Annotated in this window: 23 protein-coding genes; 14 read left to right on the forward strand and 9 right to left on the reverse strand. The window is 58.2% G+C overall.

The genetic code is table 11. The annotated features are described in order from the left end of the window. Nucleotides 1-3: 3 nt before the first annotated feature. The 4 genes from MLC70_RS07290 to MLC70_RS07305 all read right to left on the reverse strand — a co-directional run bounded on the left by MLC70_RS07290 (nt 4) and on the right by MLC70_RS07305 (nt 3,963). Complete coding sequence (locus MLC70_RS07290) at nt 4-1,008, reverse strand: PA2778 family cysteine peptidase (RefSeq protein ID WP_248182611.1); 1,005 nt, start codon at nt 1,006-1,008, stop codon at nt 4-6. 30 nt (nt 1,009-1,038) lie between these two features. After that, on the reverse strand, nt 1,039-1,440 hold the full coding sequence (locus MLC70_RS07295; RefSeq protein WP_248182612.1) for a PA2779 family protein: 402 nt from the start codon (nt 1,438-1,440) through the stop codon (nt 1,039-1,041). Nucleotides 1,441-1,664: 224 nt separating this feature from the next. Continuing rightward, entirely contained in the window at nt 1,665-3,113 is a 1,449-nt protein-coding gene (locus MLC70_RS07300) for a phospholipase D family protein (RefSeq protein ID WP_248182614.1), read from the reverse strand. Between the two features lie 106 nt (nt 3,114-3,219). After that, nucleotides 3,220-3,963 carry a glutamine amidotransferase gene (locus MLC70_RS07305; protein ID WP_248182615.1) on the reverse strand — a complete coding sequence of 248 codons (744 nt, stop codon included), beginning with the start codon at nt 3,961-3,963 and terminating at the stop codon, nt 3,220-3,222. Between the two features lie 263 nt (nt 3,964-4,226). On the opposite strand from MLC70_RS07305, the gene MLC70_RS07310 reads away from it, so the two are divergent. Next, nucleotides 4,227-4,817, forward strand: coding sequence for a CAP domain-containing protein (locus tag MLC70_RS07310; RefSeq protein ID WP_248182617.1), 591 nt, complete (start codon nt 4,227-4,229; stop codon nt 4,815-4,817). A 74-nt stretch (nt 4,818-4,891) separates the two neighbouring features. Here the strand turns inward: MLC70_RS07310 and MLC70_RS07315 are convergent, their stop codons facing one another. The 4 genes from MLC70_RS07315 to MLC70_RS07330 form a co-directional block, all read right to left on the reverse strand. Then, nucleotides 4,892-5,614 carry a YebC/PmpR family DNA-binding transcriptional regulator gene (locus MLC70_RS07315; RefSeq protein WP_248182619.1) on the reverse strand — a complete coding sequence of 241 codons (723 nt, stop codon included), beginning with the start codon at nt 5,612-5,614 and terminating at the stop codon, nt 4,892-4,894. A gap of 326 nt (nt 5,615-5,940) precedes the next feature. After that, nucleotides 5,941-6,309 (reverse strand): hypothetical protein, encoded by a 369-nt coding sequence (locus tag MLC70_RS07320; protein WP_248182621.1) that lies wholly within the window; start codon nt 6,307-6,309, stop codon nt 5,941-5,943. Nucleotides 6,310-6,558: 249 nt separating this feature from the next. After that, a complete protein-coding gene (locus MLC70_RS07325; RefSeq protein ID WP_248182622.1) occupies nt 6,559-6,987 on the reverse strand; it encodes an SRPBCC family protein in 429 nt (142 codons plus the stop codon). Between the two features lie 142 nt (nt 6,988-7,129). After that, nucleotides 7,130-8,002, reverse strand: a complete 873-nt coding sequence (locus MLC70_RS07330) for an AraC family transcriptional regulator (RefSeq protein ID WP_248182623.1) — start codon at nt 8,000-8,002, stop codon at nt 7,130-7,132. A gap of 159 nt (nt 8,003-8,161) precedes the next feature. Here MLC70_RS07330 and MLC70_RS07335 point away from each other — a divergent pair, with 159 nt between their 5' ends. The 9 genes from MLC70_RS07335 to MLC70_RS07375 all read left to right on the forward strand — a co-directional run bounded on the left by MLC70_RS07335 (nt 8,162) and on the right by MLC70_RS07375 (nt 19,936). After that, nucleotides 8,162-9,658: a CoA-acylating methylmalonate-semialdehyde dehydrogenase gene (locus MLC70_RS07335; protein WP_248182624.1), complete on the forward strand. Its 1,497-nt coding sequence runs from the start codon at nt 8,162-8,164 to the stop codon at nt 9,656-9,658. Nucleotides 9,659-9,716: 58 nt separating this feature from the next. After that, nucleotides 9,717-10,883 (forward strand): acyl-CoA dehydrogenase family protein, encoded by a 1,167-nt coding sequence (locus MLC70_RS07340; protein ID WP_248182625.1) that lies wholly within the window; start codon nt 9,717-9,719, stop codon nt 10,881-10,883. Nucleotides 10,884-10,936: 53 nt separating this feature from the next. Then, nucleotides 10,937-11,716, forward strand: coding sequence for an enoyl-CoA hydratase (locus MLC70_RS07345; protein ID WP_248182627.1), 780 nt, complete (start codon nt 10,937-10,939; stop codon nt 11,714-11,716). Between the two features lies 1 nt (nt 11,717). After that, complete coding sequence (locus tag MLC70_RS07350) at nt 11,718-12,803, forward strand: enoyl-CoA hydratase/isomerase family protein (RefSeq protein ID WP_248182629.1); 1,086 nt, start codon at nt 11,718-11,720, stop codon at nt 12,801-12,803. Nucleotides 12,804-12,850: 47 nt separating this feature from the next. Next, nucleotides 12,851-13,738 carry a 3-hydroxyisobutyrate dehydrogenase gene (gene mmsB / locus MLC70_RS07355; RefSeq protein WP_248182630.1) on the forward strand — a complete coding sequence of 296 codons (888 nt, stop codon included), beginning with the start codon at nt 12,851-12,853 and terminating at the stop codon, nt 13,736-13,738. Between the two features lie 168 nt (nt 13,739-13,906). Further along, nucleotides 13,907-16,027: a type VI secretion system Vgr family protein gene (locus tag MLC70_RS07360; protein ID WP_248182632.1), complete on the forward strand. Its 2,121-nt coding sequence runs from the start codon at nt 13,907-13,909 to the stop codon at nt 16,025-16,027. Further along, the gene (locus MLC70_RS07365) at nt 16,024-16,821 is read left to right on the forward strand and encodes a DUF4123 domain-containing protein (RefSeq protein ID WP_248182634.1); all 798 of its coding nucleotides are present in this window, start codon (nt 16,024-16,026) and stop codon (nt 16,819-16,821) included. The genes MLC70_RS07360 and MLC70_RS07365 overlap by 4 nt, the downstream gene beginning before the upstream one ends. Beyond that, nucleotides 16,818-18,947: a LysM peptidoglycan-binding domain-containing protein gene (locus MLC70_RS07370; protein ID WP_248182637.1), complete on the forward strand. Its 2,130-nt coding sequence runs from the start codon at nt 16,818-16,820 to the stop codon at nt 18,945-18,947. The genes MLC70_RS07365 and MLC70_RS07370 overlap by 4 nt, the downstream gene beginning before the upstream one ends. Nucleotides 18,948-18,967: 20 nt before the next feature. Next, complete coding sequence (locus MLC70_RS07375) at nt 18,968-19,936, forward strand: formylglycine-generating enzyme family protein (protein WP_248182741.1); 969 nt, start codon at nt 18,968-18,970, stop codon at nt 19,934-19,936. Between the two features lie 235 nt (nt 19,937-20,171). On the opposite strand, the gene MLC70_RS18740 is transcribed toward MLC70_RS07375, so the two are convergent. Beyond that, complete coding sequence (locus MLC70_RS18740; RefSeq protein ID WP_427902093.1) at nt 20,172-20,630, reverse strand: formylglycine-generating enzyme family protein; 459 nt, start codon at nt 20,628-20,630, stop codon at nt 20,172-20,174. A 66-nt stretch (nt 20,631-20,696) separates the two neighbouring features. Between MLC70_RS18740 and MLC70_RS07380 the strand changes: the two genes are divergently transcribed. The 4 genes from MLC70_RS07380 (at nt 20,697) to MLC70_RS07395 (ending at nt 24,698) form a co-directional block, all read left to right on the forward strand. Then, nucleotides 20,697-21,194: a DUF3592 domain-containing protein gene (locus MLC70_RS07380; protein WP_248182638.1), complete on the forward strand. Its 498-nt coding sequence runs from the start codon at nt 20,697-20,699 to the stop codon at nt 21,192-21,194. 115 nt (nt 21,195-21,309) lie between these two features. Next, nucleotides 21,310-22,416, forward strand: a complete 1,107-nt coding sequence (locus tag MLC70_RS07385; protein ID WP_248182640.1) for an AI-2E family transporter — start codon at nt 21,310-21,312, stop codon at nt 22,414-22,416. 99 nt (nt 22,417-22,515) lie between these two features. Continuing rightward, on the forward strand, nt 22,516-23,658 hold the full coding sequence (locus MLC70_RS07390; protein WP_248182641.1) for an alcohol dehydrogenase catalytic domain-containing protein: 1,143 nt from the start codon (nt 22,516-22,518) through the stop codon (nt 23,656-23,658). Next, nucleotides 23,658-24,698: a proline racemase family protein gene (locus MLC70_RS07395; RefSeq protein WP_248182742.1), complete on the forward strand. Its 1,041-nt coding sequence runs from the start codon at nt 23,658-23,660 to the stop codon at nt 24,696-24,698. Before MLC70_RS07390 ends, MLC70_RS07395 begins: the two co-directional genes overlap by 1 nt. Nucleotides 24,699-24,840 lie beyond the last annotated feature (142 nt).

Here is a 24,840-nt window from a genome sequence, read left to right on the forward strand (position 1 = left end):
CGCTCAGGGTGAGGTCGGGGCAGGGCACTGGATGACCGGGCATAGGGTGTTGCTGGCGCCAGATGCCACCGCGTTGTTGCCGGCAGTGGGCTGAAATCGGTCCGGGGCCAGCTGTGCGGCACAATTGGCCGCCTTGTTGGCCTGTTTGGCGCAGCCGGCCTTGCCGAGGGCCTGGGATAAATTATGCCAGCCGGGTGCCAGTGTGGGAAATCGTTCCGTCATTCGTAGAAAATGCCCCATTGCCTGCGGCCAGTCCGAGCGGGCGTAGGCAATGTTGCCCTGGCCCATAATGGCGGCGGGCTGTTCCGGCCACTCAGCCTCTGCGGTCTGATAGGCGGTCATCGCGGTCAGGGTGCGTCCGGTGGTTTCAAGGTCGTTGGCCGCCATCAGATAGGAAATAGGGTCTGCGGTGACAGGCAGCTGGTCCGGGGCCATCATGACGGCTCCCCAGTTGTCGGCACGGTTCCAGGTGGCAGTGAACACCTCCAGGCTTTCGGCGTGTTGTTCCCGGGTATCGGTGTGCAGGATGATGTTGCGTTCGTCCCGGTCAAAGCCGATCACCACCGCAAAATGCCATTGCGGCCACCAGCTCAGTCCCAGATTCTGCATCACCAGCACCGGGTTGCCAGCAGCGACTTCCGACAACAGAGCGGCCAGGCTGCCATCAAGCTCATACACCAGTAGGCCATGGCTTCGGGCTCCCGCGACCAGCTCGACCCTCAGGCTGCCTTCACGTTCGGGCAGGTAGACCAGCTCTTTGAGAACGTCCGGGTTGGTGTTGAAGCCGCGGGTATTCAGCATCATGGCCAGCGAGGCCGGTCCGCACTGATATTTTTCCTGAGGATAGAAGGGTACGGAATCGAGCACCCAACGCTGCTGAAGATTGGCCTGGCTGTCGCCGGCGGGTTGCGCCGGCCATTGGGGGCGGCTGGCGCAGCCGGCCAGAACCGTTACCAGCACAAGGCTGATGAAGGTTCTGGCGAGGTTTGAGGCGAGTTGCGCGATCACTGGATACCGTCTGACAGTCTCACGGTAGACTCAGCGAATGCAGTTGATGAAGGAGAAGATGTTGGTCGCACACAGCATGTCTGTGATGATGAACACCAACAGGAAGAGCACGATAATGCCCACCACGCCCTCACCGACTTCAGCCTGGGCCAGCTGTTGCTCGAATTCGGCCAGCTCGGCCGGTGTCAGGTTCTGGATACGCTCTTCCACCACCTCCTGACTGACGCCCATATCGGCCAGTTTGTCCTTGACCTCTTGCTGCTCAAGCATGCTGAGCAGCGACTCGCGGTCAATGTCGGCCCGTTGTTCCGTCAGCAACTCGCCGGTTCCTATCACATCGGCTGTTGCGGCGGATGACCAGACCGTGGTCATGGCCATCAGGATGGCCAGAAAGAACGACACATGTCTCAGGTTTTTGCGAATTGCCTGCATCCCTAACTCCTGTTCTTTTTGGTGATAGACCGTTGACCACGATAGAGCAGTTGGTTTCCGCATGGCAACCGGCGGAGGGGGCAGGCAGGTTGCACATCCGGCTTGAGCTCAGGCCAGTTAAGGAGTGCAGAGGGGGTTACCATTTTTTCAGTAAGTTCCTGAACCGCCGTTTCAATCACGTTCGCGGCAAAATCTGCCATGAATGTGAACGTTGGCCTCGTGCCTCAGAAAGTGGACAGCCCGGTGGCTTCCATCAGCCGATAGCGCCAGTACTTGAGTCCGGACCCGTCTGCCCAGATTTCATAGGGCTGGCTCATCACCGGCGTCGAACCGGGGCCCTGCTGCCATTGGCGCTCGAAAAAAACGATCGCTTCGGTGGCGACGGCAGAGGAAGCGGATAACCGCAGGTGGATATTGGTCTCCAGGTTGAGATCATCCAGATTACGCCGGGTCAGGTTAGCCGAGCCAAGCAGGATTTCCGCATTGCCGCTGCTGTCACGGGTTATCAGTAGCTTACTGTGGCACTGCTCACCGCGGGTATTGCACCAACGTACCGGTATCCCGGCGCGAGTCAGTTCCGCCGCCACCTGACGGTTGGGAATGCCGTTCTTTTCGTGGCCAAAGGCGTCGTTATTGGCGTCCAGGAGTATGCGGACGCGGGCTTTGCGCTGATGCGCCTGAATCAGTGCCTGAACGACCTGGCGATGGGACAGATAGAACACCGCCAGATCCACCCGATCGCCGGCGCCGGCGGACGCGATCATGCCCAGCGCGCTGGACAGTATGGCGGATTCAGTAACCACCTGGACGGTATCGCCCATGGCCGGTGCGGCACCAGCTCTGGCAGGAATGTCAGCGATTGTGCGGCTGATCAGGGCGGTGTCGATGCCCGACATTTCCAGCACCGCCCGTTCGCTTGCCAGCAAATCCGCAACGGCGGGCCCGCTGAAGCTGAGGCCGATGTTGCTGTGGCGGCTGCTGCCGTCATGGGGGTTGGCGGACGTCACCAGCGCCCGCATCGCGTCACCGTCATCCGTGACCATCAGTTTTCGGTGGTTGGCCTTGAAGTTGGGGAGGGCAAGGTAGCTCCGCAGAGTGACCGGCTGGCCTTGCAGGGCATTGGGTAGCCAGCCCCCATCCGGGGAATTCCCCAGCCACTGGCAGCACACCCGCCACAACCCTGACCACGCGGGGTTGCTGTCCCTGAGTCGGGTGAGATTCGTCTCCACAACGGAAATGCCGGCCTCGCTGAGTGCTTCGAACCAGGGCGAGCGGGTGCCGCCATAAAAGGTATTGATGGGGTCGGAGATCACCACAATGTGGATGTCCGGAAGCGCTTGCTTGCGCTGGATCAGGGCCTCAGTCAACTGCCGGGCGAGGGGGCGGTAGCCGGAGGCCCCCTCGGGTTTGCTGTCGTTGAACAGAAACATATCGACCAGGATAAATCGTTCGGCGTTGGCAATCTGGCGCAGAGCTTCGTCAAAAATGGTGTGCTCCAGCCGGGTACTGCCGTCGGCCTGGTGCACCGTGACGTCGGTCAGCAGTGTCGGGTTTACCAGCGGTGCCAGGGGCCCGCTGTAACTGATGCCATCCGGGAGGGGTTTCAGGGTGTGGTAAAGGCCGGTTCCGGCGACCAGCAATAACAACGCGGCAATCACGAACTTCACTGTCATGGGCAAGCTTCCTGGCTCCTGAGTCATAACCCCGAAGACTATACTGCACACGCGCACTGACTGCCTATTTCTCTCGCGAGAGGGTCGTCTGACAGGTCGAGTGGTGCTACTGCTTTTGGCGGACCAGCTCGGCGAAGCGTTCGAGCAGACTGCTCGCTTCCGGTGCCGCAGCTACTGCCGCTCGCAAAGCCCGGGGATCCAATTGCTCTTTCTCCAGATCCGGTGCCTGAACGTCCAGATAGGCCGCCATTACCTCATCGGTGAATTCGGGGTGGAACTGCACCCCCCAGGCGCAGGGGCCAACCCGGAAGGCCTGATGTGGTTCAAAACTATTGCGGGCAAGTAGCACTGCGGTTTCCGGCAATGTCAGAACGGATTGGCGATGGGTGAGCTGAGCGTTGAAGCGCTCGGGCAGGTGCCTGAATAGCGGGTCGGTTTCCGCAGCCTCCAGCCGCTCCACCTGATAGGTGCCGCTCTCACGTCCCCTGGGGTGATACCCAACTTCGCCGCCCAGTGCATGAGCCAGCAGCTGGTGCCCGTAACAGACGCCCAGCAGCGGAACCCTCTGATCAACCGCCTGGGCGAGCCAGGTCCCGGTCAGTTCGCTCCAGGGTGCCTGCTCGGTGACCATTGCGGGCGACCCCGTCACGACAATACCGTCCCACTGTTCCGGATGACCCGGTGACTCGCCAGCAGCCACGTTGACCACGGTAATGTCCAGCCCCCCGCCCAGGCCGCGCATAAACCAGCGATCGAAGTCGCCAAATTGCGCCTTGAGCGACGGGTAGGTAGAGCCGGTTTTCAGAATAACCAGTTTTGGCGTTCGGGCGGTTTCGGGGGTACGGCTCATGGTGGCGCTCCTCGGGTGTCACGCAAAGTCACAATCATACTGGACAACTCGCCTCAAACGCATTGGTGGCCCCCGAAAATTCTTGTCTTTAAGTGTCATGGGTAAGCGCGGTGGCAGTGACGCGTTACTTTAAAGTAAGTCTCTGTAATTTAATGTAGTTCCGCTGAAGTGCTCACATTTTTCGCCGAAAAGACACCGTAGCATTGCTTACAAATTGACGCGGATTACGGTGTAATATGACCATAAAATTGACGGTTCCAGCCTTGGCTTTCTCTGCACTCCTGCTGGTCGGATGCGGCGGGGGGGGTGGTGGAAGCGACAGCAGCAGCACCGACAGCGGCCGAGCGTCTGCCGTTGCCGACAGTTCCGAGACCTCTGCGACCGCGACGGAGTCCACCCAGAGCGAAACGGTGATGATCGAGGGTTGCGAGGTGGATATTTACCAGGCCGCCATGCTGGAGCAGGTTAATGCGGCCCGTGCCACTGCGCGCAGCTGCGGTACGGAATCGTTTTCGGCGGCACAGCCGCTGACTTACAACTGCCCGATCGAAGCCGCAGCAACGGCACACAGCCAGGATATGGCCACCAACAACTTTTTCAGTCACATAGGATCGGACGGTTTGCGGGTCGGCGCCCGTGCCACGGCAACAGAGTACGATTGGTCGGTGGTTGGTGAGAACATCGCAGCAGGATATGACGAGGTGGAGACGGTGATGGACGCCTGGCTGGAAAGCCCGGGCCATTGTCGTAATATCATGGATCCGAGGTTTACCGAGTTCGCCGTGACGCGCGTGGACGCCATTAACGTGGATTACGAGAACTACTGGACTCAAGTGTTCGCCACGCCGCAGTAATACCAAAATGCCAGTAAAAAGCCCCGCTGCCTGAGAAGGCAGCGGGGCTTTTGTGTTTACACCGGCGAATGCTCTTACTCAGGCAGCTCGGCGTTGTGGAACACGTTCTGGACGTCGTCCAGTTCGTTGAGCATGTCCAGAAATTTCTCGAACATTGGGATGTCATCCCCTTCCACCGGCGTTGACGTCTTGGGCAGAAACTGAATCTCGTCCGCGTCGAAGTCGATGCCCTCAATAGCATCCACCAGCGCTTGCCGCGCCTTGGCGTATTCGGTATTCGGGGTGAACACGGTGATCAGTCCGTTCTCGTTCTCGATGTCCGTTACATCCACATCGGCTTCCATCAACGCTTCCAGCACCGCTTCTTCATCTTCGCCCTTGAACGCGAAGATGGCGCAATGGTCGAACATATGGGCGACAGCGCCCGGTGTGCCGATTTTGCACTTGGTCTTTGTGAAGGCCAGACGCACATCACCAAAGGTGCGGTTGGGATTGTCTGTCAGGCAGTCCACGATCACCATGCAGTTGCCCGGGCCGTAACCCTCATAGCGAGCGGTGGAATAATCTTCACCGGCGCCGCCCTTGGCCTTGTCGATGGCTTTCTCGATAACGTGGGACGGAACCTGGTCTTTTTTGGCCCGCTCGATCAGTCCGCGCAGCGAGAGGTTACCGTCCGGGTCGGTACCGCCGGACTTGGCCGCCATGTAGATCTCGCGGCCATACTTGCTGTAGACCTTGGTTTTTGCCGCGGCCGTTTTGGCCATGGATTCTTTACGGTTCTGATAGGCTCTGCCCATTGCGCTGCCTCATGAATCAATCTGAAAGAGGCGGATTTTACTGAACAAAACGTTCGGATTACAGGCTTAATTGCCGCCTTTTCCGGATGACATTTGATCCACGACGGTTTTCCCAGCGTCTGCGGGTACATGCGGGTATCGGATGTATAATGAAAAGGGAGGTTTGAGTTATGAAGGGTTAACGGATAATGACCGTTTCCGTTGCGGTCCTGCCTTCGGTGCCTTCAGCCTCAGTATCCGTTAAGGACATTCTGCCGAGTGGAGTACATCAGTAGAGGAAAGCAACAGAACAGCAGCGATGGGCTGCTGTTCTGTTTTCAGGGAGATCAGGCGCTAGCCGTGCTCTGACCCTGTGGTTGGGTAACGCCCCGACTTGTCAGTTGGGCCTCGATGGCAGCAGCAAGGCTCTCGCTGTCTACCAAAAAGTCGGGATCGTCGGTCAGGCCGAGAATGCGGCGAATCCACAGCGTTTCCGTGACATTCACCCGGAATTCAAGCGTCGGTACGAACTGGTAAGTGACGCCGTCGCGCTTCCAGGTTACCACCGGCGCGCGGTGGTTATGTCCGGATGGGTCCTTCTGCTGTTGCTGCTCGAACTCGTTCTGCCAGCCAATGTGCAGGTCGGTGACGCCGGTTTTTACTTCCATCGCCCGTTCCTGGGTCAAACCAATCAAACGATTTGTATGCAAGCTCATATCAGAGCCTCCTTTTAGAGAAAGAAACAAAAACGAAACCCTACGGCTGTTTTTTGTTAGGGGTCATCCTGACCTCACTCTATTGTGTGTACGACTGTACACATGATTGGTATGAAAAGAACAGCAGGTATTCGTCCGAAGGCCCATTATGACAATAGGGGAAGTACTTATAACGGGCCGGCATTGGCAGCAGAACAGCCGACCGGCCCTCAGAAGCCGGTCGATGCGTATCGCGCGGAAAGCGAGGGTTCAGGCCAGCTTCGGTACCCGCTTGATGCCCTTGCGGATGCCCTGCTCAAGGGCTGCGCTCACCACCTTTCCGGTAAACGGCACGATATCTTCGAAAGTGATGGTGTAGTTCACCCGGGTCTGACCCTCACCGGAATCCTCGAAGCGGATGCGACCAAGGTGGTTGCGAATCGGGCTGGAGCTGGTGATGGTGTATTCGATCAGCGAATCCGGCTCGAATCCGATCACCGTCTCTTCCAGCCCGATGGGACCGATGCCGATCTTGCGCACAGAGCCCAGGCCATTGGGGTCAGCCTGGTCGCTGTCATGGATACGCTTTACCGGTGCGCCAAGCAGCTTGCCAAAGCGCTCGTGGTCGGCAAACAGGGCGAAAACCCGGTTGCACGGTACGTTGAAGGTTTCGTCAATTTCAATGGTGTACATAGCCATGGTGTTACTCGTGTTTTGGTGACAGTCCCGCGGACGGATACAGGGTGAAGGCCTAGAGTATCGTTCCAGCGGGCGCAACAAAAGCCGCAGATAGCGGCAGACCCAACCTTGGCCCGAACCGCCTTTTCCGATCGATCTACGTTCAGTGGCGGCTGGTGTGGCGGTAATCTGTCGGCGATTGCCCCATCACTTTCTTGAACAATCGCGAGAAGTAGTAAGCGTCGTCATAACCCAGGCGTCGGCTGACGTCGGCAAAGCTCAGGCTGGTGGTGTCGAGCATCTGGCAAGCCCGCTCCACCTTCAGGTGCAGGAAGTGGGCAATGGGCGAGGTACCGGTCTGCTCACGGTAACGGGTGGCGAAATGCGCCGGCGACAACCCGGCCAGGTCTGCCAGTTGCTCCAGTGATACCCGTTCATCCAGATGCTCCCGCATGTAACTGTGGATGGTGTCCAGCTCGGTTTTGCGCTCGTGGCTGGTTTCATCCGCATTCAGGGGCACGGCGGCCAGCAACTGGCGCAGGCGATTGGCGGCGTGGATCAGGCCGCGGGTGCGAAAGCCGGTCTGCCGCACCGACAGCAGGCCGTTGAAGTCCACCAAAAGGCGGGGCTGACGACCAAGGTGTCGAATGCGGGTGTTGTCGAAGCCCATGTAATGGCGGAAGTCCTCGGCCAGCGGTCCCGTATAGTGCACCCAGTGAATGGTCCATGGATTGTCCGGGTCAGCGGTATAGCGGTGCGTCGCGCCCGCAGGCAGCAATAGCAAATCGCCGGCCTCCACCGTGAGGGGTTCACCCTCGACGTTCAGGAAGGCTTTGCCCTCGGTACAGTAAATCAAAAGATTGTCGTGGTGGTGCTCGCGGTGCATGTGATGGCCCGCGGCCCGGCGGTAATGGCCAAATGCCAGCGGGTACAGGTCCCGGGTGAGAGGGTAGGTCGACATTAGTCTGATAATGGGGGCAGGCACCACATAGCGAATGCTGTCTGGCGGTACTGGCCATTGGGAAGTCTGGGTCATGAATCAATCGACTGTTTGGCCTCTGATCGAAAGATAGTCCATCACGGGCGAAATTTAGTCAATCGGTGCGTACGGAATTCCTGTGCTAGCATCAATTCAAACGTGGTCGTCCCGCGGCAGTTCGGGCGACTTCCCCGTACAACAACAAGCAGGGAACAAATGATGAAGAACGTACCTCTGTATCTCGCCGGCGAATTTGTTCAGAGCCAGGCCAGTGAATGGATTGATGTGACCGACCCGGCCACCAACGAGGTCATCGCCAAAGCGCCGTGCACCACCGATAGCGAAATGCGCAAGGCCATCGACAGTGCCAGCGAGATGTTCAAGTCCTGGAAAGAAGTCCCAGTGTCCGAACGTGCCCGCGTTATGCTGCGCTACCAGGCATTGTTGAAAGAACACCATGACGAGATTGCCGAAATCCTGTCACAGGAAACCGGTAAGACGTTTGATGATGCCAAGGGCGACGTCTGGCGTGGTATTGAAGTGGTTGAGCACGCCGCCAACGTGGCCTCCATGATGATGGGCGAGACGGTTGAGAACGTGGCCCGGGAAGTGGATACCCACTCCTGGATTCAGCCGCTGGGCGTGTGTGCCGGTATTACCCCGTTCAATTTCCCGGCCATGATCCCGCTGTGGATGTTTCCGATGGCCATTGCCTGCGGTAACACCTTTATTCTCAAGCCGTCCGAGCAGGACCCGCTAACGCCGATGCGTCTGGCGGAGCTGTTCGAGGAAGCCGGTGCGCCTAAAGGTGTTCTTCAGGTGGTGCATGGTGGCAAGGAGCAAGTGGACGTGCTGCTGACTGATCCGGCCATCAAGGCCGTTTCGTTTGTCGGTTCCGTGCCTGTGGGCCGTTATATTTACGAAACCGGTACCCGCAATATGAAGCGAGTACAAAGTTTCGCTGGCGCCAAGAATCACATGGTCATCCTGCCGGATGCTGACAAGCAACAGGTAATCAATGCCCTGGTCGGCGCGTCTGTTGGTGCCGCGGGTCAGCGTTGCATGGCGATCTCTGTGGCGGTGTTTGTAGGTGAGGCCCAGCAGTGGATCCCCGAGCTGAAAGAAGCCATGGCCAAGGTGCGCCCGGGTGCCTGGAACGACTCCGGTGCCAGTTATGGCCCGGTTATTTCTGGCAAAGCCAAGGATCGTATCGAATCACTGATTGCCACCGGTGAAGCCCAGGGCGCCAGGCTGCTGCTGGACGGCCGCGGCTGCACCGTGGAGGGTCTGCCCGATGGTAACTGGGTTGGGCCCACGCTGTTCTCCGGTGTGACCACGGAAATGGATATTTACAACGAGGAAATTTTCGGCCCCGTGCTGTCCTGCGTGGAGCTGGACAGCCTTGGTGACGCCATTGAACTGATCAACAGCAGCCCATACGGCAACGGTGTGTCCATCTTCACCAGTTCCGGTGGTTGTGCACGTCGCTTCCAGCACGAGATTGATGTGGGCCAGGTGGGTGTGAACATCCCCATCCCGGTACCCCTGCCGTTCTTTTCGTTCACCGGCTGGAAGGGGTCCTTCTACGGTGACCAGCACGCCTATGGTAAGCAAGCCGTGCGTTTCTACACCGAAACCAAGACGGTCACCTCGCGCTGGTTCTCCAGTGAGGCCACGTCCACAGAAGCCAATTTCTCCATTCAGTTGCGTTAACGGGATCGGGGCCTACCTGACCGAGGGGGCCCTTCGGACTGGACAGTGGAGATGAGCGATGGACTTTAACCTGACAGAAGACCAGCTGGCGTTTCGTGAGGCTGCCCGGGCGTTTGCGGAGAAATCCATGGCGCCTCACGCCGCGCGCTGGGACGAAGAACATATTTTCCCGAAAGACGTGCTCAGGGAAGCCGGTGACATGGGCTTTATGGGCATGTATACCCCGGAAGCCCTGGGTGGCATGGGCCTGTCCAGGCTGGACACCTCGGTGATTGTGGAAGAGCTGGCTGCGGCCTGTCCTTCCACAGCGGCGTTTATCACCATTCACAACATGGCGACCTGGATGGTGGCCAGCTTCGCCTCGGACGATCTCAAGCAGGAAATCGTGCCGAAACTGGCCAGCGGTGAGTGGCTGGCCTCTTACTGCCTGACCGAGCCGGGTGCCGGCTCCGATGCTGCCAGTCTGAGGACCAAGGCCCTGCGGGAGGGTGACAGTTATGTGATCAATGGCAGTAAGGTGTTCATCTCCGGCGCCGGTGCCACCGACCTGCTGGTGCTGATGGCCCGTACCGGTGCAGCGGATTCCGGCGCCAGAGGCATATCTACCTTTGTCATTCCGGCCGGTGCTGAGGGCATTGCCTACGGCAAGAACGAGGAGAAGATGGGCTGGCACAGTCAGCCCACCCGCATGATCAGCCTGGAGAACGTTCGCATTCCCGCCAGTAACCGGGTGGGCGATGAGGGGGACGGCTTCGCCATCGCCATGAAAGGCCTCGACGGTGGGCGCCTGAACATTGCCACCTGCTCACTGGGTGGCGCCCAGGCGGCCTTGGTGCGCGCCCGCAATTACATGCATGAGCGCGAACAGTTCGGCAAGCCGCTGGCGGCATTCCAGGCGCTGCAATTCAAACTGGCCGACATGGCCACCAACCTGATGGCCTCACGGCAGATGGTACGCCTGGGTGCCTTCAAGCTCGACAATGGCGATCCCGAGGCCACGCTGCATTGTGCCATGGCCAAGCGGTTTGCCACCGACGCCTGCTTTGACGTGGTGAACGACGCCCTGCAGTTGCACGGTGGCTACGGTTATATCCGGGAATATCCGCTGGAGCGCTTCCTGCGGGACCTGCGGGTGCACCAGATTCTGGAAGGCACCAACGAAATCATGCGCCTGATTGTGGCCCGCCGACTGCTGGATGACGGCGTGGCGGAAGCCATTCAGTAACCGGGGCCGAAACCATTCAAGCAGTCGTGGAAACCAGATAGAAGGAGAGTTCCATGAGCGATCTGATTCAGCTCGAGAAACGCGGGCACATTGCCATACTGACCATCAACAACCCACCGGCCAATACCTGGACCGGGGATTCCCTGTCCGCTTTGACGGCGACCATCCGGGAACTGAATGAAGACCGTGACATTTTCGCCCTGGTGGTGACCGGTCAGGGTGAAAAGTTCTTCTCTGCCGGCGCCGACCTGAAGTCGTTCGCCGACGGTGACATAGCCCGAGCCAACCGGATGGCCCAGGCCTTCGGTGAAGCCTTCGCCGCACTGAGCGGATTTCGCGGGGTATCCATTGCTGCCGTCAACGGTTATGCCATGGGCGGCGGGCTGGAGTGTGCCATGGCCTGTGACATCCGAATTGCCGAGGAGCACGCCCAGATGGCGCTGCCGGAAGCCGGCGTTGGCCTGTTGCCCTGCGCCGGTGGCACCCAGAACCTGCCGTGGCTGGTGGGTGAGGGCTGGGCCAAGCGCATGATCCTGTGCGGCGAGCGCGTCAAGGCGGACAAGGCCCTGCAGATCGGGTTGGTGGAAGAAGTGGTTGCCACCGGTAAGAGTCTGGAGAAAGCCCTGGAACTGGCTGAGATGGCGTGCAAGCAGAGCCCGTCGTCAACGGCCCGCTGCAAGACGCTGGTCATGAGTGCCCGGGACGGCCGCAGCCATGAGGACGGTTGGCGCATGGAACGCGAACTGTTCATTGAGCTGTTTTCCACCGAGGATCAGAAGGAAGGCGTCAACGCTTTTCTGGACAAGCGCAAACCGGAATGGAAGAACCGTTGATATGACTGCCCAACCCATGGTTTTCGAGGAGTGGCCCACCGCCGACGGCGGATACATTGCCGTGGCCCGGCTGAACATGCCAAAGGCCCTCAACTCACTGTCTCTGGAAATGATCCGCCTGCTGACGCCGCAACTGAAGCGCTGGGCAGACGACAGCAGCGTGTGCGCGGTGTGGCTGGAGGCCGAGGGTGACAAGGCGTTCTGTGCCGGCGGCGACATCGTGGCCCTGTATCGCAGCATGACTGAGCCCCGTGGAGCGGGTAGCGGAGCGGGTGAGGGAGTCACTTTTTTCGAAGAAGAATACGAGATGGACTACCTCATCCATACCTTCCCCAAGCCCATCGTGTGCTGGGGCCACGGCATTGTCATGGGTGGCGGTATGGGCATTATGGCGGGGGCGTCTCACCGGGTGGTCACCGAGGGCTCCAAACTGGCGATGCCCGAGAGCAGCATTGGCCTGTATCCCGACGTCGCCGCCGGCTGGTTCCTGAACCGCGCACCGGGACGCACGGGGCTGTTTCTGGGCCTGACCGGCGCCCGCATGAATGGTGCAGACGCGTTGTTTGTCGGCCTGGCGGACCGGTTCATCCGTCATGATCTGAAAGCGTCAGTCGTGGCCGCCCTGACACAACGGAACTGGCTGGATGAGAGCAGCCATGCCGTGGTCAGCAGCGTACTGCGCCAGTTCGAGCAACAAAGCGCCGATGCGCTGCCCGAGTCACCGGTGCGCACCCACTTTGACGACATCAACCGGGTGACGGATGCCGACACGCTGGAAGACATTGTGGCCCAGTTGCACGAACTCTCGAGCGGTGAAGGCTGGCTGGCCAAAGCAACCCGATCCCTGGCCACGGCCTCACCCACTTCCCTGGCGCTGTGCTGGCGGCACCTCAACAACGTCCGCCACGACAGCCTGCAGGAAGTGCTGGATAAAGAACTGACGCTTTCCAGCAAGTGCCTGACGAAAGGCGAATTCGCCGAAGGTATCCGTGCGCTGCTGATTGACAAGGATCAGCAGCCACGCTGGCGCTATGCCTCTCTGGCGGAAATGGACCCGGCCTGGATCGACGACTTTTTCACTCAATAACGCAAGCCGGCCCACTCATTCGAATACAACAAGAAAGGGGAAGAACTATGGCAACAATTACCTTCATCGGGCTTGGCAATATGGGCGGCCCCATGGCCAGCAATCTGGTCAAAGCCGGCCATGACGTCACCGTGTTTGACCTGTCCAAGGACGCCGTCGCAACGCTGGTATCCGAGGGTGCGAAATCCGCAAACACGGCCCACGAAGCAGCGGCTGGCGCAGAGTGTGTGATTACCATGCTCCCCGCCGGTCAGCACGTGGAAGCGGTCTACCTGGGTGACGATGGCCTGCTGGCCAGCCTGCCGGCCGGCACTCTGGTGATCGATTCATCAACCATTGCGCCCGAGACCGCACGCGGTGTTGCCGAGGTCGCAAAAGCGCGGGATATTCCGTTCCTCGACGCCCCGGTGTCCGGCGGCGTTGGTGGCGCTAAGGCAGGCACCCTGACGTTCATTTGCGGTGGTGCGGAAGCAACCTTCACCAAGGCAAAGCCCATTCTTGAAGGCATGGGCAAGAACATATTCCACGCCGGCGAACACGGCTCCGGTCAGGTGGCCAAGATCTGCAACAACATGATGCTGGCTATTCTGATGGCGGGCACCAGTGAAGCGCTGGCGCTGGGCGTCAAGAACGGGCTCGATCCCGCCGTCTTGTCCGAAATCATGAAGCAGAGCTCCGGCGGCAACTGGGCGCTGAACGTTTACAACCCCTGGCCCGGCGTGATGGAAGGTGTTCCGGCTTCCCGGGGCTATGAGGGCGGGTTCCTGGTCAATCTGATGAACAAGGACCTGGGGCTGGCGTTTGATAATGCCGTCAAGAATCATGCAGCCATCCCCATGGGCTCCCTGGCACGCAACCTGTTCGAGCTGCACGCCGGGCAGGGCAATGGAACGCTGGACTTCTCAAGCATACAGCGGCTCTACACGCCGGAATAACCCCCGGTCCGGAGAGGATGCCCTCCTCAATTCCAGCACTGGCGACTGGATTTTCAGTGTCAGTGCTGGTAGTTTTCCCGCACGTAAAATCAGTCTGGCTGGCGCCGAAGCAGGGCTATCTATGACGGGCTGATTCAGGATCTCTACATACCTTCAAGGATTGAAGATATGCCTCAGGCAAGCGGACTGCAGTATACCGCCGTTATTGGCAATTTCCCCCCGGATGTTTTCGCCGTCGTTGGTTTCAGAGTGACGGAGCATCTCTCCGAATTATTCACTGGCAACCTTGAGCTGGCCAGCACCGATCCCTCGGTCGCCGCCGCCGACGTGTTGGAACAGACCGTGGACCTGGTGGTCTGGCAGGACGGTGTCCCGCTGCGCCGCTTCACCGGTGTGGCCAACGAGTTCGCCCGCGGCGACAGCGGCCACCGCCGCACCCGTTACCAAGTCGTGTTCCAGCCCGCCCTGTGGCGCCTGGGCCTGATGCACAACAGCCGCATTTTCCAGACTCAGACCACCGATACCATTGTGCGCACGCTGCTGGAAGAGCGCGGCATCGTTGACACCGTGTTTGATCTGAAGCGATCTCCCGAAGCGCGGGAATACTGCGTCCAACACCGGGAAAGCGACCTGGCCTTTGTCGAGCGCCTGGCCGCCGAGGAAGGCTGGCACTTCCGCTACCAGCACGGTTCCGTGGATGGCAGTGAACAACCCGCCCTGATCATCGCCGACCACCACGGCGACGCCCCGAAACTGGACCCGGTGGAATACAACGGCAAAGCCGGCGGCAGCGCCAAGACTCCCTGTGTGTTCCGCTTCGCCTGCCAGGAGCGAGTGCGTACCAGTTCGGTGGCCATGAAGGACTACACCTTCAAGAACCCCGCCTACGCGTTGATGCACGAACAGGTCGGTGCAGACGTATCCCACCGCGAGGACTACCAGAGCTATCAATACCCCGGCCGCTTCAAGGCCGACGCCAGTGGCCAACCCTTCACCGAAGCCCGGCTGGATGCCCTGCGAAACGACGCCAGCACCGCCAGTGGTGAAAGCAACCGCGCCGATTTCACCCCCGGCGCCAAAGTCACCCTCACCGACCACGACAGTGAGCCCCTGAACCGGGAATGGCTGCTGACCGGCATTGTCCACACCGGCAAACAGCCTCAAGCGCTGGAAGAAGAGGGCGGTTCCGACCCCACCAGCTACAGCAACCGTTTCAAGGCCGTGCCCGCCGACCGCACCTGGCGCCCGCAGATCAGCCATCGCCCGCTGATGGACGGCCCGCAGATGGCCATTGTCACCGGCCCGGAGGGTGAAGAGATCCATTGCGACGAACACGGCCGCGTCAAAGTCCGCTTCCCCTGGGACAGGTACAGCAAGAATGACGAGCACAGCAGCGCCTGGTTACGAGTCAGCCAGGGCTGGGCCGGCGGTCAGTATGGCTTTATGGCACTGCCGAGAATCGGCCACGAAGTCATCGTCAGCTTCCTGGACGGCGACCCGGATCAGCCCATCATCACCGGAAGAACCTACCACGCCACCAACACACCGCCGTACGCGCTGCCGGAACACAAAACCCGCACCACATTAAAAACCCAGACCCACAAAGGCGAGGGCAGCAACGAACTGCGGTTTGAAGACGAAGCTGACAAAGAACAGATCTACATCCACGCCCAGAAAGACCTGGACCTGCTGACCGAAAACAACCGCAGGGAAGTCATCAAGAACGACAGCCATCTGACCGTCGACAACAACCGCTTTGCTCAGATTAAAGGAAGCGACCATTCCACCGTCGACGGCGAACGCCGCGACCACATTGGCGGCGATTACAGCCTTACGGCCAATGGCAGCCACCACAGCAAGCAGGGCAAAAACCAGCTCATCGAAGCCGGCAGCGAAATTCACCATAAAGCCGGCATGAAGATCGTCATCGAAGCCGGTGCCGAAGTGACGCTGAAGGCCGGTGGCAGTTTTGTGAAGGTGGATCCGAGTGGGGTGACAGTGTCCGGGCCGTTGGTGCGGATGAATTCCGGGGGTGGGCCGGGGAGTGGAACCGGCGCGGCAGCAGAGGCACCGGTTTTACCAACGAGCTTTGTTGAGGGATGCAACAACTCTGACCATGTGGAACTGGCAGAGGTCGATACCAGGGCTACCGCAGGACCGGTCGCTAGCTCTGTGCCATCGTTAAGGGCTGCAGCCAAGAAAGATGTTGCGTTGGTGAAGCAATGCGGCCGTCAGTCTGATGGTTCCTGCGCTATGGCAGAATGTGCCTGCGAGGAAAGCCCTGCATGACGGATCTCGATCACACCACCATTCAAGATGCTTACTTACTGCTTGATGGCGCGGCTCTTGATGCACCGAGGTTTGTTTACGAGCACGATGATCAGCCGGAAGTGGAGTATTTGTACCTGGGCACGCCCCACCACAGCGCTATCGAGGTAAGTCCTTGCCTTGTGAAACCATCGCTCTCATCCCGAATATGGCAAGAGCAGGCACAGTGGCAAGGGCATGCTGTCGCTCTGATCTCCGGGGCAGAGCTCGATGTGGTGGCTGGCCATTTGCGGAGTTTATTGAGTGTTCAACTGCCTGACGGGGCGTTTTCTTATTTGAGGTTCTACTCACCCAAGCAGCTGCAACACCTGATGGGCGCGTTTAGTGACCTGGAACTCACCCGTTTTAATGGTCCAGTGGGGGAGTGGCTGGCTTTCGATCTTGATGGATGCTTACATCGATTTGCGACAGATGGTCCCGGCGAATACCGAGAATCATCCGACGAAGGTTGGTTCGTGCTGGCGGAACAGCACATTGAGGCGTTATCAATCGGCGCGAAAGATGAATTTTCGGGTAGATTGGGCAAGTACCTTGGAGTCGATGATCGGGCACTCCTCGATGGTCTGATACGCGAGGCCAATGCTCATGGTTTTCGGACTGAAAAGGATGTTAGCCGCTACGCGGAGCTCTCTCTGGTCCATGGAGAGCGGCTCAATAGCGCAGAGATTGAGGAGATTCTGTCGAAGTCCAATTCGTTGGCGAGTGCGCGGTTAAGTGAAATGGATAAACGTTTGGCATACGGAGTTGCCTCATGAGTTCTGAGTACGTCGTTCGATCGGGGGATACCCTTGGTGCAATCGCCCAGCGTCACCAAACCACACTGAGTAGCCTGTTAAGGTTGAATCCAGACATTGAGAATCCGGACAGAATATTCCCGGGGCAGTCGCTGAAGTTGCCTGCCGCGAACGATGCGAACTTCTCCAGTTGCGAGGTGGGCCAAGTCACTCAGGAGCCCGCCTGTAGCGAGGAAATCGCGGATGTGGTTCACGTCACCGGATCGGATGAACTGATCTTGCTGACAGAGGAAGAACTCGCCGAGTGGATCGAAGAAGAGGAGTTCGTGTGCACCCCAATCAGGGAATTTTACGAAAGGTTGGAGGAGCTCGATGACGGCGCTCGGGATTCGGAAGTTAGCCCTACCGAGGGTGAGGGCCAGCTTATGTCTGACGTCCAGAAAGAGAAAGGGCGGCTGGCGGAGGAGTTGGAAGCCCGGTCGGTGCTGACTGGAGATATGCAGACAATACCTCCGATCACTGAGATCAAACGGCTGGCCGGAAACAAACACGTCACTTTTGTTCGCTCGGATAAGCTGAAGAACCATCCGCGTCGGTACTCCATCGCAGCGAGGGATCGAGCTCGTAGTCAGGGTTGGTTGACCGAAAACGGCTTGGATCCTGCAAAGCTCCGGGATGCAATTCGAAGTGAATTGAACGTTAAATTCAATACAACGTTGTGGGAGCCAGATCAGAATGGTGCGCTCATGACGACATTGAACAAATTCTACGATGAAGCATCCTGGTCTATCTGGGGCGATGCACAGGCTCGACAGCAAGCGATAGACGAAACCGGATTTGACGCCTCAGCGGAAGCTCAGTTCATGCGCTTTGCGGCAGGCGCGAGTGCTTCCGGCGAGTTTGATCCGAGGAAAGGTAAAGTTCATCTACAGGCTAAGCTGGAGGGGCAGTACTCTCTGGCTCAGGGCAAAGTGGGTGTTGAACAGTCTTACCCGGTTAATAATCGGTCTGAGGTCAAAGTTTTCTACCGAGTTGGTGGCTGGGATGGTGAACGGAAAGAAATTTCTTTGGGGCACTTTCAAGCAAGACTGCGGGCATCGTTGACAGGGTTTGCGGGTGCATCTGCGCTGATCGCCGCAAATGTGAAAGTAGATTCCAGCGATGGCATTCCAAATCTGAAAGGCATTGCAGCCAGAGAACGTGGGCAAGGAGCATCGATTGACGGGGGTGTATTTGCTGGCATCCGTGCTGGCTGTGAGATTGCTGGCGCACTGCTATGGGCAGACGTTCTTTCAGCTCAGTCAGACTGGAAAACGCTTTGTGAAATAGGAAAGAAGGTTGAGGGGGCAGTTGGAATTGGGGGAGAGGTTCAGCTTCAGCTGAGATTCAGTGAGGTGACCGGAAAGTTTTACTTCAATTTTCATGCCGGCCTCGTCGTTGGTGTCGGTGCGTCTGGGAGTTTTACGCTGGAAGTGGATCCCGCTAACATACTTGAAATGATTCACTTTGTTTACAAGGCTCTTGGTGATGTCGATTATCGTTATCTGGAGCTGTTCGATTCTGAAACCAGGTCTTTCACTTGGTATCGTCGTTTGGCTTTGTATGCCCTGGGGACGGGGGTCTCGTTCACCATTGCCGCAACTCGGATGCTGGAATCTGGCGTTGAGCTGATTGACGGATTTTATGGAGAGTTTTTGGGCTCCTTTCAGACCTCCAGGAGAAGGGAGCAGCTTGGAGCCACTGTCGCAAATAACTTGATCACGGATATCACGGCAGGTGAGTCCAGCGTCATTCTTCATTCCCCCCCAGAAGTGAAGGGCCAGATCCTCGAATTGTTGATTCATGACTTCGGACTCACACCGAAACTGATGGACGGAACTAGAGCCAAAGTCCGTGCGATTGGTTTAATTCTTGAATCTTTTCAGAGTTGGAGAGATTTTGAGGAAAGTATCATGCGGATGAACCCCGACGGAGAGTCTCGACCAGATAGCTTCGATACCAACGTCGTTTCTTTGTTCACATTCATTGGAAAAAACGCTCAGCACTACAATCTGTTCAGAAAAATTTTGATGGGCAAAGCCGCGAATTTGGTTGGTCCGGTGCGCCAAGATCCGCATGCTGCATGCCGTAATTGCGGTATTGCATGATTTAAGGAGTGGTGTCTTTGATGAAGTTTAATGGGTATTCATTTTTGTTTTCTGTTTGTGCTTTCTTTACGGTTTACGGTTGCTCAGACCAAGTTGAAGAGAATGTTTCTTCCCCAGATGAGATTGAGTCTTTGATCACTCGGGCACAACAGAACCTCGTCTACGTCGAAGGTGGCGAATTCTACTTTGGAGACGTAGGGAACGACGACGGTGAGCCATTTAACTCTTTGCTGGACAACAATAAGCCTGCAATAAAAGTCAAGCTCGATGGGTATTCAATCTCCAAGTATGAGACGACATGGGGTGAACTTATGACTTACCTTCGGGCCAAGGGCAGAGCTGGCCAGTACACAAGCGAGAATGGATTTACGAGAGCTGCGATTTTGCCGGTCACGGCCAATGCAGACCCTTTATCACCTAATTACCGACACAAGCCAGCGCGGAGCCCGAATTTCAGTGAGGCTGAGGGCTATTGCGCATGGTTGGCAGAGCGGACTGGCCTTGAGTTCGCGTTACCAACGGAGGCTCAATGGGAGTATGCCGCCCGGAGCAGGGGCGATGCCGTTCCTTATGCAACTGAGACTGGTAGTTTAGAGAACGATTCTTACTTGCGGCGGCCGAGTCAGTATGTCGATCCATCAACGCCTGTGTCGGGCAACGGTTTAGTGTATTCAAGTGTAGAGCTAGAACGAAGGCCAGTAGGAAGCTATCCCCCAAACCCCCTGGGTATTCACGATATGACGGGAAATGTTCCGGAGTGGACCCGCGATTGGTATTACGAAGACTTCTATCAATTTGCTGAGCGAGATAACCCGCACGCATCGGAACGACCGCCGGGAAGCAAGGGAGAGAGAACCGTAAGAGATTGGGCAGGTCATGGAGACACAGTCGGAGGGCAAGATACGGTTTTTGGAAGATCGGGCGTATCGTTAGACTCGCCTAGACAGGGCTTCCGTTGTGTTGTCAATAGCTCAGAACCAATTGAGTAACACTTGAGCATGCGGCTTTTCTAAGCGTGGGTGCGCGCGGATGGCGTTTGCCCTTCTAACACAGGAATGGGGCTCTTCAATGGCGCTCGTTCTGGATCACTGGTAATGCTGTGCGTTTTCTGATGAAGCGCAACCTGGCCGGTGCCAAAACTCATGCGTCTATGTGTGGAACTGAATAAACGACTTCGGTGTATGTGCCCAATAGACTTAGCAAAGATTGTTGTGTGATGCACGATTAGATACTCGCACAACGAAACCCGCCACTCAAAGGTACACTCGATTCAGGCACGACTCGTCGGGAAACAGTCGAGCTGTTGATGATTTGGCCGTGATAGTCCCCGCCACGCATGACTCTCTCAGGTCCTTTGAGGCCAGGGCCAACGGTAACAGCTTTGCCGGCCGCTGGGCCCACAGGATTGGTTCTCGCTGAATTCTGGTAGTAGTCCGCGTGATAGTAGTCATTTACCCATTCAGCAACATTACCAGACATATCGTACAATCCGATGGGGCTAGGCTGGTAACGGCCGGGAGGCTCCGGGAGTTCCCGGGAATCTCCGTCCAGTGACCAGGCAGAGCCATTGGCGCTACTTATGTTGCGCCCTGGCTCGAGCTCTCCGTTATTGGTTGCGTGACGCAACGGTCTGCCACCCGACCGTGCGGCATATTCCCACTGCGCTTCGGTAGGCAAGTCCACGTATATTCCCCACTTCCCGAAAACAGGCCGTTCTCGGGTACGGAAACAACCATCAAAGGAACTGATATGAAAAAGTTCAACACCCTGCGGGTGATCTTTACGCTGATTGGCCTCGGCATGCTCGCTGGCGCCTTTTTCTCCTTTCAAAGCACCTCGACGTTTCTCGAAACGGCAACCGCCAAGCCTGGCGTTGTCACAGATCTGATCTATTCCCGATCCAGCGACTCCGGTACCTATTATCCGGTGGTCCGATTTGAGGATGAGCAGGGAAGATCAGTGGAGTTTCAGTCCTCCAGCGGCAGTAATCCCGCCAGTTATGCTCGTGGCGAGAGCGTTCGCGTGCTGTTCACGCCCGGTGAGCCGGAGTCGGCCCGTATCGACGGCTTTTTCTCGCTGTGGGGTATTGCACTCATTGTCGGTGGCATCGGGGCCGTCTTTTTCCTGGTCGGTGCGGGTATGTTTGTGGTGCCGGCACTCAGAAACGGTAAAGCAGAAACGCTGGTTCAATCCGGGCAACTGGTGCAGGGCGGGTACCAGCGCGTCGGACAGAACACCGGGCGTTAAGCCCCCGTAATTCGCGTGGTAGTGCAGCCCCGCATTGGGCAGGGTAGACTGGTCGCTTTATTTGCAGGCCCGGGATTGTCCGGGTCGGCTTTCTGACACGTAACCAGGGCCTATCATGGACGACCACTCCAGCCAGCACAATCCGGCAGCAGAGACCCAACGCCCCCTGTTCTCTTCCGACTTGTCGACGCCTATCCATGGGTTGTTCGTGCTGGGTGTGCTTTACACCCTCTACCTGGCTCATCAGATCGTTCTGCCAATCATCCTTGCTGTGTTGACCAGTCTGCTGCTGGCACCGCTGGTCAAAAAGGCTTACCTCAAATGGCGCGTGCCGCGCATGGTCAGCTCGCTTTTTCTGGTGCTGATGGTGTTGGCCGGTATCGTGGGGGTGGGCGTTGCCGTTGCCATGCCGGCCATTGAATGGGCGGAGAAAGCGCCCCAGGGAATCTCACGGTTGCTGGTGGGGGAGAGCAGTTTCAAGCAACAGATCGACCGGGTGACGGAATCCGCCAAGGAAGTGGAAAAGTCTGTTGAGGATCTGTCGGACGAAGAAGAGGCGGAAAAACCCACCACCGTTGTAATGCAAACCGAATCCTGGCGAAGCCAGCTGATGAGCAAGGCCCGCAATGGTGTGGCCGGGTTGGCGCTTGCCCTTGCCCTGACCTATTTCCTGCTGGTGGGGGGCGACCGGCTGATCCGCAACCTGGTCAAGCAGTTACCCCGCTCCCAGCGAAAAACTGCGCTGCGCATCACCCGCGATTCCCAGAGCCAGATCGCGCAATACCTTGGGGTACTGGGCTTGAGCAATCTGGTGGTCGGTGTCACCACCGGTCTGATGAGCTGGGCGGTGGGGCTTCCGGACCCGGCGGTATGGGGTATCGTGGCTGCCCTGGCGCGCTTTATTCCCTATCTCGGGGTGATTCTCACCATTGCCTTGCTGGCGGTGGTGTCTGCCATCAGTCTGGATGCGCTGTGGATGATGGCCATTGCGCCCCTCGGTTATCTGGCGCTGACTACGCTCGTCGGTTTCTTCATTGAGCCCTGGATTCACGGCTTCCGCATGGCCATCAATCCGGTGGTGATTTTTGTGTCCATCTTTTTCTGGGGCTGGCTGTGGGGCCCGGTTGGCGTGCTGTTGGCGGTGCCTCTGATGACGGTCATTCAGGTGGTTCTGAAACAGATTCCCCGATTGCAGCCGGTGTATCGGGTAATCGCCCGCTGAGGCGTGGCCCGGCCCCAACGGCATTCCCTGACAGTGGCGGTATTCTTTCCTATGCTGACGTGATACCTCTCACTCAGCGATTACGGAGGATCACCGCCCATGATCCCGACGACCATGAAAGCCATGGTGCTCACCGGTTATGGTGGTATCGACCGGCTGCAGTACCGGGACGTGGTCACGCCATCACCCGGCCCTGGCGAGGTGTTGGTTCAGGTGACCGCAACCGCCAAGAACAACACCGATCGCAAAGCCCGGGAAGGGTTGTACCCCACCAAAAAAGGCGAAATGCAGTCTTTCCAGATGGGCGGAGAGCCCACGCTGCGTTTTCCCCGCATTCAGGGAGCCGATATCGCGGGCCGTGTGGTGGCGGTGGGTGAGGGGGTGAGTGAGAGCCGCCTCGGCGAGCGGGGGCTGCTGGACTTCAACATCTACGCCAATGAACGCCGCGACATCAACCTGACGCCGGACTACTACGGCCATGGCGCCGACGGCGGCTACGCCGAGTACGCCGCGTTACCCGCAGAGCAGTTTCATCACATACCCAACTCTGAGCTGTCGGACGCCGAAGTGGCCGCCATGGGCATGTGTTCCTACCAGACCGCCATGCATATGTTGACCTCAGCGGGTATCACCGCGGGTGAGCGGGTGCTGGTCACCGGCGCCAGCGGTGGCGTGGGCACCGCGCTGATCCAGTTATGCCGCATTCTGGGAGCGATCCCCTATGCGCTGAGCCAGCAGGACAAGTCCGATGCGTTGCTGACGCTGGGTGCAGAGGCCGTGCTCGACCGTGCGGATATGGCCACGTTCGTGGACCGGGTCAAGGCCGAAACTGGTGGTAAGCCTTTTGATGCGGTGATGGACCTGGTCGGTGGTGAGATGACCGATATCTTCATCGACGCCATGATCTTCGACATGAACGCCCGCAGCTCCTACCCCCGGTTAAGCATCGCCGGCGCCAGTGGCGGCAACATCAGTGAAATCCTGTGGACCCGCATCTACCTTTACCAGGTGCAGATTTTCGGGGTGTCCCATGGCACCCGTGAAGAAGCCGAGCAACTGGTGGCGTGGATTCGTGAAGGGCAAGTGAAGCCCGTGCTGCACGGCGCGTTCGCGTTGTCCGATCTGCACCGTGCGGAGGAGTACTTTATGAACCGGGCGAGCAATTTTATTGGCAAGATTGTGATTGTTCCCGACAGTCAGTGGCAAGAGCACGGCAAATTATTCGCAGCGGAGAGGCCATGATGAAACCGGAGCTGACCCTGCAGTTAATGGATACCCACGCGGGCGGAGACGTCAGCCGCATTGTCACCGGCGGTATTGCGGAGCTGCCCGGCGATACCGTGCGTGCCCGGATGGAATACCTGCGTGACCATGCGGACGGCTTGCGGCGCTTGTTACTGGAGGAGCCCTACGGTATCCCGGAAATGTCCGTGGACCTGCTGGTGCCAGCCTCGGACCCACGCGCTGCCGCCGGTTACATCATCATGGAGGTGATGGGGTATCCCATCTACTCCGGTTCCAACACCATCTGTACAGCAACCGCGGTGCTGGAAGCGGGCATCGTACCCAAGCGGGAAGGCCGGCAACGTTTCATGCTGGAATCCCCGGCGGGCCTCGTCCAGATTGAAGCGATAGTACACAATGGCGTGGTGGAGGCCATCACCTGTGAAGGCCTGCCCAGCTATATTGATACCTACCAGGCGTCTATCGACGTGCCCTCGCTGGGGCCGGTGAACTACAGCGTGGCCTACAGTGGCGGGTTTTACGCGCTGGTTGACGCCGCCGGTCTCGGGTTCAGTCTGACCCGGAATGAAGAGCGCACGCTGGCGGAAACCGCCCACGCCATTGTGGAGGCGATCCAGGCAGACCGGGGTTTTTCCCACTACACCCTCGGCGATGTCGGACCCTTGCCCTTCCTGCATTTCATGGGGCCCGTGGAGCGGTTGGCAGACGGCTATTATCGCTCCCGCTCGGCGACCTATGTACACCCCGGAGTGATTTGCCGCAGCACCACCGGCACGGGAACGTCGGCCCGACTCGCTCTGATGAACCATGAAGGGCGCATACAACCGGGGGACAAACTGGAAACCGTCTCCCTTCGAGAAACCGGTTTTATCGGTGAGCTGACCTCCGTTGGGCAGGCGGGTAATCATCAGGTGGTGAACAATAACATCACGGGAAAGGGGTATGTCATCGCGCACTCGGACATCGTTGTTAATTGCGATGATCCGATGGTCGAATGCGGTTCCCTTACACACATTCTCTCCGGCGGCGACGCCTAGTTATGGCGCGGATCCGAGCTTTTCGGGACCCGTATCGGGAGGGATTATTGGGCTGCCGGTATAGCCTAAAGTTTACCTTTACGTAAACATAACCCTATGCTAAACCTACTGCCAGCATTCAATGATAACAACAACAGGAGCT

Source organism: Marinobacter goseongensis (genome assembly GCF_023156235.1).
GTDB lineage: Bacteria > Pseudomonadota > Gammaproteobacteria > Pseudomonadales > Oleiphilaceae > Marinobacter > Marinobacter goseongensis.